The following is a 12,185-nucleotide window of genomic DNA, read 5'->3' on the forward strand; positions in this document are numbered from 1 at the left end:
CCTTCGGGGCCGTAGCTCCGGGCTGCGCCCGGAACCGGAAGGGCGCGGGCGGCAAGCCGCCCTGATGACGGAAGTCCTACGCGCTGCGCGCCGGACTCGTGGCTGCTTTTCGTTGTGGCAAAAAAGATTCCAAGAGAAGGCGCGCACAAAAAATGTGTGCGCTGTTTCGGTTGCGGCGCAATCGAAAGTGGTGGTGCCATCCTTTGGCTGATCGGGACGGCACCACCGAATCGTTATCTTCCGGTTCGAGTGCTCGCTGTTACCGCCGCCGTGCGCAGTTGGTCCCAGAGTGCCGGATTCATTCCGAAGTCGAGTGCGCGCTCGAACAACTGCCCGAAGGAATGAGCCGGATCGAGAGTGCGCCCCACGATGAGGGCCTCGCGAGAAAGCGCCGCATGACGCGCCACCCAATGGAATATCGCGCCGATGATGATCACCGGACCGGCAAGGTTGGCGGGCAGTAGTGCCCCTACTTGCCGCAACATCTCAGCGGCGGCATCGGCGTTCTTGTCCGTCACATGTACGAACAACAGATCACGGACAGTCACATCGTGCATCGCGGCCGCGATAAGCGCTGCATGTTCGTCCGTGACGACGATTCCCCCGTCATTCTTTGCACGACCGATATACGGCGCTAATCCACTGGTGAACGCGAGTTCGGCTGCCCCGCGTGGATCCATGGCCGCCAATTTCACTCGCTGCTGATCGAAACCTTGCGCGACCGTTGCGGCGCGCTCTGCGCCGAACTGAGCTGGTTCGAAAGCTGCGCGCATCTGCGCACGAGTCTGCAGCGTGGCCACGCCGAGTGACTGCGCCTCCAACACGATCGGATGCGACCGCAAATCCATCTGGTCACCGGCCTGCAACGCGAGCGATCCGACGCCGTGCCACCGGCGAACGACACCCTCGGTGAAGACGTACACCGGTGTAACCGCATCCGGTCGGAACTGCTCGAACACCTCACCCACAGCATCGCCACGCTCAACCGGCCCGAACACCACTACCAACATTTCGCGGCACTGGGCGAACGGAGTGGCGCCCTCCAGATTCGCCAGAACTCGCGCCGACTCGACATCAGTCAGCTTGATCATCGCAACCGGCATCGGCTCGAGATCGAGGGCGATCACAACCACCTCATCGACAGGAATATGACCGCCGAGCGCAACAGCACCGGCAACGCAATCGGACGGCGAAGACAAACGAAAAGTACTCACAGGTAACCCCTTTGGGTCGTGGGGGTGCGCTGGTGAGGCGCACCGGACTAGGACAACACCGATGACACTGCCACATGCCTCCGACAAAAAGAGCCATGAACGGCGGTGAAATGCCGCCTGCCCTCGCCGTGCCGGGGGCAGGGCGAGACGCGAGAAAGGCCCTGGTCCAGAGGGTGCGGACCAGGGCCTTCCCCGCGTCTGCGGGGATCGGGGTTTAGGCGATCGCGGCGACGACGTCCGCACTATTCGTCACCAAGGCAGCGTGACCCTCCCTGATCGCTCGGTGACACCCTTCGGAGGCGGCCGAGGTCACCGGACCTGGTACCGCCAGCGCGGGTCGGCCGAGCTTGGACGCCCACGTCAAAATGTCACGAGAACCGCCGCGCCAACCGGTCTCTACAACCACCGACGCCTGAGACAGGGCGGCGATCAAGCGATTCAGCGCGAGCGAACGATGCCGAGAGGGGACCGAGTGTGTGGGCGGGTACTCACTGACCACAAGGCCGCCATGCTCCGAGATGTCTCGGAACATTCGCTCATGTGCAGCGGGATGAGCCCGGTCGATGCTTGCTGCTGTGACTGCGATCGTCGCACCGCCCACTGCCAAGGCAGCACGATGTGCGGCAGAAGCAATTCCGAAGGATCCTGTCGAAACGACAGTCCAACCCGTAGCGGACAGGTCACCGGCAATCTCGGAGGTCACATGTTCGCCGTATGCCGTCGACGCCCGGCTTCCCGCGATCGCGATCATGCCCCGATCGGAGTGCAGGGAACCAGTGCCGAGGACCCAGAGTCCAAGAGGGCTCACATCATCCCCGTCTGCGCCGGTGAGGGCGCTAAATCGTTCGCGTGGCCACTCTGCGTCGTCGGGAGTGACGAACCGCCCGCCGAGATGCTCTGTGGCCTCGAGGAACTGCGCGGCCCGATCGCCTCGCCGTAGATCCTCAGATCCCAGAGGCAATCCCTCGACGGGCACTCGGTCCCTAACAGCTGCTGCAGCCTCTTCGACTCCGAGCTCCTCGACCAAAGCGACCAACGCCGCGGATGGCCCGTCCGAGACCACGGACAAAAATGCCCACGCCTCACGCCTGCTATCGGAAATTGCACTATCGACACTCGGTACTGAAACAAACACCACGACAGATCCCCTTTGAGTGGGCACAAGGTGAGCTGGTCATGCTCACCGAAGACGAACTAGGACAGCACAAACACTAATCGACAGCACCGACGGAATTGGTCTGAAACGCCACTGCCCCTCGCCGTGCCGGGGGCAGGGCGAGACATGGAAGAAGGCCTGGTCGCGCGGTTGCGCGACCAGGCCTGATCCATGGGTGGTGGCCGGCGAATCCTCGGGATGGCGCAGGCTCCGCTATATCGCAGCGACGCTCTCCGCTGTCATTGCTCCGACCGCAGTGCGCACTAGTAGCGAATTGGTTCCCTGTGCCTGTGCGATCCACTCCGACTGTTCACTCTCATTGAGTGACAACCATTCTCGCGACGTCAACACCGAGCAGTCGAGTGCTGCAACAACCGTGAGTGGTGTGAGAAGCCTCCAAGCGGCTAAACGATAAACATCGGCGAACTGTGCATTGACCGGAGGCCACTGCGCATCTGGGTACAACCTCGAAAAGGACTGCGCTGCAATATCCTCCACTGCCGCAGTAACCGGGTAGTGCCGAGACTGTCGAAACTCTCCGCTGTGGATTTCTGTTCGATGATCACTCATGAGCGGATCTCCTCTGAGGCGGTTCCGGCCGCCGCGGTCTGCGCACCTTCGTCGGGACGTTTATGCCCGCTGAGCTTGTGGTACGGCATGGTGTCAGTCCAACTCCCCCCGACTATGGAAGGAATCGTCACAGACTTTTTGTTGACCCGGACAACCGGGTACCAACCTCCGGACCACTGGACGAGATCGCCCTTCGAGATCGTGTCGGGACCGTAGTTCGTCGCCTTCCCGGATTCGATTTGCTGAGCCCGGACCGCTTCCCAGTAACTGATCTGGTCCTCGCGCTCGGCGATCCTGCTTTCGAGCAGTTCCCGGTAAGCGCCTTGCGCAGGTGGGAATTTCTCGACCTGCTTGGTGTCGCCCAGGACAAACAACGTCCGTTCATGTCCGTCGCGTTCGCGCTGGTCCGCCCGCTGATCGGCGTGCAACTTGTCGATGCGGTTCTTCACCGTCACAGGGCTGTAGCGAGCCTCTGTAGTCGCAGCTGCGGACTCTGCACGTCGTTGCGCTTGCCGTGCATCATTCTGGGCGGAAACTGCCTGACCGAGCCGCCTGTGCGCTGTATCGAGTGCTCGGCGATGGCGCTGTTCGGAATGATGACCGATCTTGATCGGCTCTCCCCCGGGAGGCAGCGCTTCGACCGCGCGATGTTCCGCCTTCCACGCCTGTTCCGCTCTATCCGAGCGGCGTTCCGCCTTCTGCTCAAGTGCAGCGACGCGCTCCGCCTGCCGATCGATGCGATCGGCTTCAACCTCGACCGCCGGCCTAGCTGTGGCATCGATTGAAATCTCGACCTCGAAACCCTGCGCCCGTAAGGCATCTGCCGTCATGTCGATCAAGCGAACACGGGGCGCTCGATCGCGACTCCCCCGCATTCCCCACATCGCAATGCTGCGAAACCACCGCCACCCGTGCGCCCGTAGTACCTCGCCGGAACCGTCACCGCGGGAGGTTCCATCGATCAACGTGCCATCAACCGCGCTGTGCGAAATCGTCAACATGCCAACTCCAAAATAACCGGTAGAGGGAGGATGGTCAGTCCGCCCACACTTCACTAGGACACTGATCATTCTACTGCCTGACCTGCTGATATATGGGAAACTTTCGATGAAAATGCCCCTGCCCCTCACGGTGCCGGGGGCAGCGTGAGGGGCAGGGGCAGGGGGCGGTAGGTTGTGTTCGGAACCCCGCAGTTTCGGCCCTTAGCCGACATGTGTGTGTTGAAGTGGATGAGGGTATTGAAACGGCAGTAGTACAGAGGATGAGGATCCCACCGATGACGCAGCAAGAGCCGTGGCGCAGGATCTCCAACCCTGTTGATTTGCCGGCCTTTAGCGGTGCCGCCGACCTGCGAGTGCTTGATGCAGAGGTTTTCGAATGCATCCTTCGTGACCACCTGATTCCTCGATCCTCAGAGCGAAAGTACAACGCGCACTGGCGAAACTTTTGGAATGTGCTGGCTTTCGACGATGAATTGGCGGATCGGGCGACGGCCATCCTCGAAGACTTCGTGGATCAAGCCAAAGCAGCTCTCGACGCAGGAGAGTTGGATGACAAACAACAAGGCCGCGCCAGGAAATTCATCGACAAATCAGTCATGGCGCTCGACCGAATCGACAAGGCAGAGGATGCGCCTCTGGCCTGGATAGGCGAGCGGGCAGCACAGTTCAACCCGCGATCACGCGAGGTCATAGAAAAGCTCGTCCAAGCCATCGCGGAACACCGCAAGACTTTGGACAACGAAAAACTCTGGCGAGTACTCAGACGCGTGGGACTGGACCCGGACGCACGCTGACCTCTCATTGATCGCGGTTTTCACCACTGTGGGGGCTTTTCCAATACGTCGGTATCGCGACGTTGGGTGGTGTCAGCGCAAAGCCGCGGCGACAGCGATCTGCGAAAGATCCACTGTTGGACCGTCTTCAGCCCAGACTTGAGTCCTACCGACTGCCAGGATCTCGCGAGAAGGCAAGACGCACCACGGCTCGACACGTGAGAGCACCTCGTGAACGAGAACAGTGGCGTGGAACCGTGTCGGTACGGTGGTGACGTCGAGCAACTCACCTCGCCGCCGCAGGTCGGCAGTCGATCGAGCAGTGCCGTTACTGATCACCACTTGCCGAAGTGCAAGACCGCGTAATGCGAGTACTCCGACGACGTGCGGTTCGAGCCAACCTTGTTCGCGCCATGCGGGAAGGATTCCTCGCCCTTTGGGCAGAGAGATTTTCACGATCGCTTCACGTGCATAGTCAGCAGCCTGTTGTGATCGCTCCTGAGTGTCGGCCGGCGGGCGGCACAACTGCAGAAGTCTGGTGTGCGGAATCGCCGCGTTCTGGCGATTGCTGCCCGCCATCCAGCGCTGGACGGTGCGAACGCTGACGCCGGCGGCATGTGCGACGGCAGCCGTATCGACGTGGCCGGCGAGGGTACGCCCGTAGCAGGTCCCCAACATCGTCTCGAGGCGCTTACGCGTCCACCGAGGGGCCGCAGGTGCCATCACGGGCGATCGATCCCCATCTCGTCGATGCGTTCGAATTCCCAGCCGGCGACATACTGCTCGTCGGCATGGTTCGTCATCCACGTGGACACGCCTTCATCGCCGTTCTGCTCGAACGCCGACCACATTGCTTCGACATCGGCAGGGGTGAGTTCGAGTTGGATCTGGCGGTCCCGCTTGTAGGTCTTGCCGGCGGCGCTCGGACCTTGATGGCCACGTATGCGAAGGTGACCACCCCGATTCGCGAGTGCCTTGCCCTTCGGCGTCCCTCGAAAAGATGCCAGCGCAGCTTTGCGGCCGCGCTGTGTCGTGGCCGCTTGCCGCGATTTCTTTGCGAGTTTCTGCAACGTGTCGGCTTTGGGCTTACCGATCCGCTGGCGTCCTTCAGTTGCTACCCACCGCTGAACCGTACGTTGTGTTACCCCAAGATCTTTGGCGGCATCTGCAGTGTTGAGGCCACCTCTCTTGTTGAGTCCATAGGCAGCGAGCAATAGTCCTCGAACGTCCGGAGCTGCTCGCCCGGGTGAGACCGAGGCGCCGCTTCTTCCAGTGAGGGCGCCGAAGATTTTCGACCGGCGGCCAGGATCTTTGTTCGTGTTCTTGCGCGCCATCACTGATCACCGCCCACGGTGTAGTCCGCGGCATTCCAGTCCAAATGGAGTTGGTCTTTTCCTCGGTAGCCCTTACCTGTCAAGAACTCGACCTGATCGGCGAGCAAGGCCGAACCTTCCCATTTGTACTGGCCGAACCCGCGACCCAACGTCTCTTGCTCTCCCGGCCAGGATGCGATCGGATCAGGATTGTTGGAGACGTACAGAACGGTGTCGTTCGAGATGGCAACTGGCCACCTGTCGCTGGCCTTGCCGATCTTCACCACGCGGCGCAGGATATTCGCTCGGGCTTTCGCGATGATGTGATGGCGCCGTTCCGGTGCATAACCCGGCCGGCCCTTCATGAAATCGCTACTGCCGAGCATGCCCAGAGTGCGCGTGTAGACAACCTTGAGTTGATCGCGGGCGAGTTGAGCATCGGGATCGGCAAGGTCCAATGCGGTACGCGCATCGCGGATCCGCTTGTACCAAGGATCGAGAACTCTGCCGTGCTCGTTCCACACGTACGCCTCGATAACTTCCGGCTCGTATCCGAGTTCGTGGGCGTACTGCATGGTCGGCGTTGTGACCCATTTGGGCTCGTTGATCGAAAGCCCTCTCGGGTTCAACGGATTCGGGTACCGCCAGTCCGAGGATTCCGGAATCTCGATCTTCCAGTAACCAGGCAGAGATTTGTCGAATACTGCCCCGCTCTCGTGATGCTGCGGATCTCCGATTCCGAGTTCGAGGCTGGCGATGCCCGCGGCGTGGGATCCGCCTCGGTCATACGCGTGGATAAAGAGATGTTCGGCCTCATCGGCGGTCGGCGGCCGTGACCAGTCGATGTCGGTTTCGGTGTTGCTCATCTGGGAGGGTGGAATTGGTTGTGACGGAGCGAAAACCGTGTCTCGTTCCCGTGAGCGAGTGCTGATCATGAGATCGAATCCGGTCGTGGACGCAGACATTGCCCACGGGAACTTCAACGCATCGGCGAATGTCGCCAACCTCGACGCCAGCACTGCTGGTGTCGGCGCATCAGCGAGGATTGGCATGTCCAATTCGTCCTGGCCCATGGCGGAGACGAACGCGACCCAGACGCCGCGCTCGTCGCCATGCCATACCCGCGTCCACGTACCCAGGCGATCGCCGAGCTTTCCGCCCAGCGACCACCCTTCCTCCAACGCTTCAGTCACGAAAGGGATCCCTGCAGTCAACGAGCGCATTTCTTCAGCGCGCTTGCGTGGATCGTCCCCGAGGGCGCCCGTCTCGATCCCGAACTGACGTGCCATGGCATCGGTGATCCAGATCTGTCCTGGTTCACTCCACCGCTCGTTGACTGCGGTACCGAAATTCTGTGCCCGGATGACCTCTGCGATGTGTCCGACATGGAAGATCGGCCCAGGATCGACTACCTCACCGCTCGGCAGCCACAATCCGTCGACGTCGAGCACCCCAGCCGGGCCGATGAACTTCGGTCGTGCCACAGCAGCGCCGGATGGCGACTTGGACTTGCCGGGAGACAACGACGTCGTACCTGTGCCGTCAATCGGTGCTGCGCTCGAAACCGAATGTGCAGAAAGATCAGTGGATTGTGCTGACACCGGCGACGCGTTTTGCACCGGATTTCCGCTATGGACGCTTGAATGTAGAAGGGCGGCACGCTTTTCCGATGTACTTCCGAGCCAGCACGGAACGTGCATCGCGTTTCCGTCGAAGGTGAAAGGCGCAAGCTCGCCACACACCAGGCAAGCCTGGGCCGGTGACATCGGTTGAGCGACTGCCTTGTGGCCGTCGGCATCGTAATAGCTACCCACCTGGAACTCCTCCGAAATAGCAGGGCTGGTCAGGCTCTGCACGTGCTTGGACACTGTGGACTGTATGTCATCGCTACGACCATCCGGCCCCATCGCCAGCAGATCGACAAGGTCCAGCGGCCGATCCGGAGATACAGAACCACCAGAATCGGGATCATCGATCCCCGGCCCGCCATCCCCGATCGGGCTGCCACCACCGTCAGGGCCGGAACCATCGATGCCATCGATATCGTCATCGCCGAGGTGCTCGCCGATCACCTTCCACAACCGCAGCGCAGTCAACCTCTGACGTCGATCTTCACAATGAATGGTGCGCTGAACCGTGTACCTGGGTGTTTTACCTGCGCGTTCCTCGCCGATCAGGATTCCCTCGTCGTACAACGCACGTAGCGCCGTACCTCGATCGATTTGCGGCGCATCCGACATCGACTGTGCTGCCGATTTGAGTACCTGCTCGAGCGCTGTCGATTCCACGAGCAACTGCGCTTCGCCGTCCCGCGGAGTCGGATCCGTCAGCACATAGCCGAGCCGGATTCCGCGAGCATCCTCGCGGTACTTCTTCACGTCCTGAAACTCGCCGACGAGAGTTCGCTTCCAACCCAAACGCCCAGCCAACGGCCGTCCCGGAGCCTCACCGGTACGCACATCGTCGACGTACGCCAACCCGGTTCGCAGAGCATGCGCAATCAACTCTCGCACCCGGGCACCTGTACGGGAAGGAAGATCCGGATCAGCTGCTGCAGTGATGGCATCACGAAGACCGACATGAACAAGCTCGAGCGTGTGATCGACCTCTGCCTGGGTCAAGGCTCCGATATCGAACAAAAAGCGCGTCATGGCAATCCAGCCACCCCAGACAGCGCCGACGGCTTCGGCTTGCCGGACGCTCTCACCGTGATCGCGCAGCGACTCTGCGTATGTCGCGGCCGCCCCGAACGCCAACTCCCGGATCTCTTCCAGCCTGCCCGCCAGATATTGCAGGAACGACGCCATCAGCAAAGCGCGCCCGTGACGACTTTCGGTCTGGTCGAGTGCGATCAACTGGTCGAGTTCAATTTCATCAGACTGCAACGGCACAGCGAGCATGCGCTGCGCTCCTGACCCTGGACGAGGCATCACCTCGGACGTCACAACCGCCGATGCCCTCGGCGGAGTGCCGTCGAGAATGCCCAAACCATCTCGTGTCGAACGCGACCGTTGCTCGCCGTTGTGCACCATACGCGCGAATTCCTCGAGCGATTTCTGCGCTGCACCCCAATCCCGAGTCGGCGCGACGTCATCAGCCCAATAGAGTGCATCCTTCGCCGAATTGAGCTTGATACGAAGAGCATTGAGGGTATCGCCGTTCCCGGACATCGACGATGCCGGACGGCGGCGATCCCACAGCTCACCCCAGTGGTGCATCGCAATCGAGGTAAGTGAGGTCTTGTACGACCCAGGCGAACCCACAACCAGCAGCACCCACGGGTTCGGGCCGAGAGCGGACCGATAGACATGACCGAGCAAGGTCGCCGAGACCCGCGCCGGAATTTTGGTCAGCATCGACCCGGAATGAGCGAGGAAAGCTTCGCGGAGCCGCGACGCGTCTTCCACAGGTGCCGGCAGGTCGTAACGAGCAAGAGGTCCGCTCAGGAGGACCGGCGCGACCCGGGCGCCGTCGTTGCTGATTGCACCCCCGGCATGAACGAAGAACCATTCACCTTCAGGGGTGCGTCGCCATCCAGTGGAGCGGAATCGAACTGTGCGGGTGATGGTTCCACCAGCAACTTTGAGCGCGTCGCGAAGTTTCGCGATCCCGGACGGTCGTGAATCGTAGGCGGGCGGACCGGGCAGAGACTCCACCCAACCGCAATCACGGAAGTCGAGCGCAGCGATGCGCAGCCGCATGAACTCCCTGGTGTCCGGGTGTGTGTAGCCGATGATGACAGCTGACAATTGCTCCGGCGCTGGAGGATTCGCCTCCTTCTGGCCGACGATTCCTTCACGTCCCATCAGCTCGGGAACATCGACGTCCAACGAATCATCGGTAGCTTCGAGATACTCCATCTCCACGATCCGGGCATCAAGACCCAAAACCAGTTTGGCGTTCTCCTCGCCGTCCTTGGTTGTGGTGATCTCGACCAGCTGCATATCGACGATCCGATACGTCGGCGCTGAGATCGCGGATCCGCGGCGAATAGTCGAACCGCCGATGGGGGCAGCAGCACCCGCTGCGAAGACACCGGTCTCGCCGGCCTTTCGCTCAGCCGCTTCTGCCTCGGGGACCGGCTCCTCGTCGAGCGCGGGGACGATGTCGATCTGCTCGTCCGGATCCTGAAGCAAGGGAGGGACCGGCAATTGAGCGACATCATGGGCAGCGCGTGCGGCGCTGCGTGCCAGACGCCAGATCGCAACAGCTTCATCAGCCGCCTGACCCGCCCATTCACTTCCCTCTGTTGCCGCCTGCAGACGGCAACGGTCGACAGCTTCGCTCAACGACTCGAAACGGAGCTCGGACTCCACAGCCCAACGCTTGGCGCGCTTGAGCGCAAGCTCGGAAGACTCTGCATCGGTGGCCAGCGCGGCGTGCGCGGCGGCCTCGGCAGCAGCTTTCTCAACCAAGACATGTTTGCCGCGCACAGCACCTGCATATGCATGCGCCGCAACCTCCCCCACCCTGACCTCGATGAAGCCACCGAGCTCTTCGTCGCACTCCCACAGGCCGCCGTGCACATGGTCAGTGAAATCGCTCTTCGGATCGAGTGTGGCGGGCACCAGCAGTTGCACATGTGCGCCCACTCCCCCAAGCAAGGAAGCGAGATCGATCCCACGATCCCACCCGGCGTCGTCACGATCGAGCACGACTCGGACAGTGGCATTCTCGAAAACGGCGGCGCACTCCGCAGGAAAGCTTCGCCCGCCCTGCGCGTTCGTGGTGGCGACAAGACCGACCTGCTCGGCGGTCTCGACATCTTTTTCACCTTCGACCAGCCACACCGGAGTGCCGGCTGAGATAGCGGCGAGGAGCTGTGGAGTCCGGTAAAGGACCGACTCGAAATCGCGGGGCTTTTGCTTGACCCGTCGCCCCAGCGCAGAGACGAACACCTGCCGAAACTGCTTGTGCCGGCCGAGCTCGCAGCTGGAGCATTCTTCCCTGACAACCTCCTGGACGAGCGAGCCCTCGGCATCGACGTACGGGTATGTCGCAACCGGCACCCATTCGTGCTCAATCTCAGGGCCTGCAGCTTTGGTGACAATCGACTTCGGGAGGGCCCCGAGCTTGCCTCGGCGCCGGCCAGCGGTTCGCTGTTGGGCCGATCGACCAGCTAACGGATTTGCCGAACTACGAGGGGGAAGAGGTTCGTCGAAGAGATCTGCTGTGGAAATCCCCAAGGCATCGACGATGTCCTGGGCACTTGCCCCGCAGCCGTGGCATTTGAGGAGTACTTTTCCGCCGGCACCATCATTGGTCCAGGTCACTGACAGTGAGGCATTCCCGTCATCGTGAACGGGGCATCGAGCTGAAAGCTGAGTGGAGCTACGCACCTTCATGCCACCCGAGGACTCGAGGAGTCCCCGGATGTTCTCCATCGACCACATGTGGCCGCGGTGCGCGGGTGAGGTCGTCATCGGTCACCGACGGGTGCTTGTGTCGTAGACGACACTGCCCACAAAGGTAGTGCCCCTACGCAGGGGTGAGCTACCATGAAGACACACCGCTCCTTTCATCAATCGAATTGAGCAGATACTCCAGCTGGAGTACTGCACACCGGTCGCTTTCGCTCCGGTACCAGTTCCTTTCCTGAATTGAACGGATGAATAATTCGAGAAAAGCCCCCCCTCCTGCCGCCAAGCACGGGGGGTTTTTCGCTGTCTAGGACGAGGTCATGTCCCCACCATTCGCAATTGTTGGGGCCGAGATCGACGTTCGACTGCGGCAACCAATCGATCGACCTGATCGTCGCTGGACGTGTATTGACGCGGGTCGAGACGATGCAGCGATTCCGGGTCGAGCTGAACGATGATGTAGTCGGGCACGTCGAAGCCATGAACGAGCGCAAGGACGAGTACTGCGTAGTCACCAGACGGGAGACCGACCTCCCGGGCGCGCTGCTCGTAGATGTTGTGTTGACATTCAGGCGCCCGGGTTGCAATGAACCCACGCGGCCCCTTGTGTGGACGTGCCATAGCGCAACCTTAGGTCCAATTCGTATCTGATAGCGATTACTCGGATTCGTGGGTGTGTCGCTTGCCAGTGCGGTACTCATGCTGACTTCTCTCCCGCCTTCCCTCGATCGGAGAAACTCCCCTCTCAAAAGAGAGGAGGTCCCCGTCGCCCGCTCCTGTGACAGCTCAGCCGAAAAT

General features: G+C 61.3%; 8 protein-coding genes. 1 reads left to right on the forward strand and 7 read right to left on the reverse strand.

The genetic code is table 11. From position 1 onward, the window contains the following. Positions 1-233: 233 nt before the first annotated feature. The 3 genes from BH682_RS34070 to BH682_RS34085 all read right to left on the reverse strand — a co-directional run bounded on the left by BH682_RS34070 (position 234) and on the right by BH682_RS34085 (position 3,941). Positions 234-1,214, reverse strand: a complete 981-nt coding sequence (locus BH682_RS34070; RefSeq protein WP_223304708.1) for a DUF4192 family protein — start codon at positions 1,212-1,214, stop codon at positions 234-236. A gap of 214 nt (positions 1,215-1,428) precedes the next feature. Next, positions 1,429-2,352: a DNA-processing protein DprA gene (locus tag BH682_RS34075; RefSeq protein ID WP_190287677.1), complete on the reverse strand. Its 924-nt coding sequence runs from the start codon at positions 2,350-2,352 to the stop codon at positions 1,429-1,431. Between the two features lie 584 nt (positions 2,353-2,936). Next, on the reverse strand, positions 2,937-3,941 hold the full coding sequence (locus tag BH682_RS34085; protein ID WP_075836477.1) for a DUF3560 domain-containing protein: 1,005 nt from the start codon (positions 3,939-3,941) through the stop codon (positions 2,937-2,939). Positions 3,942-4,165: 224 nt separating this feature from the next. On the opposite strand from BH682_RS34085, the gene BH682_RS34090 reads away from it, so the two are divergent. Further along, the gene (locus BH682_RS34090; protein WP_157127687.1) at positions 4,166-4,735 is read left to right on the forward strand and encodes a hypothetical protein; all 570 of its coding nucleotides are present in this window, start codon (positions 4,166-4,168) and stop codon (positions 4,733-4,735) included. Positions 4,736-4,807: 72 nt separating this feature from the next. Here BH682_RS34090 and BH682_RS34095 read toward each other — a convergent pair whose 3' ends face one another. The 4 genes from BH682_RS34095 to BH682_RS34110 form a co-directional block, all read right to left on the reverse strand. Further along, positions 4,808-5,437, reverse strand: coding sequence for a hypothetical protein (locus BH682_RS34095; RefSeq protein WP_075836479.1), 630 nt, complete (start codon positions 5,435-5,437; stop codon positions 4,808-4,810). Then, positions 5,437-6,048, reverse strand: a complete 612-nt coding sequence (locus tag BH682_RS34100; RefSeq protein WP_075836481.1) for a terminal protein — start codon at positions 6,046-6,048, stop codon at positions 5,437-5,439. Before BH682_RS34100 ends, BH682_RS34095 begins: the two co-directional genes overlap by 1 nt. Further along, positions 6,048-11,450, reverse strand: a complete 5,403-nt coding sequence (locus BH682_RS34105; protein ID WP_075836483.1) for a telomere-binding protein — start codon at positions 11,448-11,450, stop codon at positions 6,048-6,050. Before BH682_RS34105 ends, BH682_RS34100 begins: the two co-directional genes overlap by 1 nt. A 255-nt stretch (positions 11,451-11,705) precedes the next feature. Further along, a complete protein-coding gene (locus BH682_RS34110) occupies positions 11,706-12,008 on the reverse strand; it encodes a hypothetical protein (RefSeq protein ID WP_075836485.1) in 303 nt (100 codons plus the stop codon). Between the last annotated feature and the right edge of the window lie 177 nt (positions 12,009-12,185).

It is taken from the genome of Rhodococcus sp. YL-1 (genome assembly GCF_001942025.1).
Taxonomy (GTDB): Bacteria; Actinomycetota; Actinomycetes; order Mycobacteriales; family Mycobacteriaceae; genus Rhodococcus_F; species Rhodococcus_F qingshengii.

Excerpts from the sequence above, each read along its gene's own strand:
- BH682_RS34110 (WP_075836485.1), bottom strand. The coding sequence starts at position 12,008 with ATGGCACGTCCACACAAGGGGCCGCGTGGGTTCATTGCAACCCGGGCG.
- BH682_RS34105 (WP_075836483.1), bottom strand. The coding sequence starts at position 11,450 with ATGACGACCTCACCCGCGCACCGCGGCCACATGTGGTCGATGGAGAAC.
- BH682_RS34095 (WP_075836479.1), bottom strand. The coding sequence starts at position 5,437 with ATGGCACCTGCGGCCCCTCGGTGGACGCGTAAGCGCCTCGAGACGATG.
- BH682_RS34085 (WP_075836477.1), bottom strand. The coding sequence starts at position 3,941 with ATGTTGACGATTTCGCACAGCGCGGTTGATGGCACGTTGATCGATGGA.
- BH682_RS34100 (WP_075836481.1), bottom strand. The coding sequence starts at position 6,048 with ATGGCGCGCAAGAACACGAACAAAGATCCTGGCCGCCGGTCGAAAATC.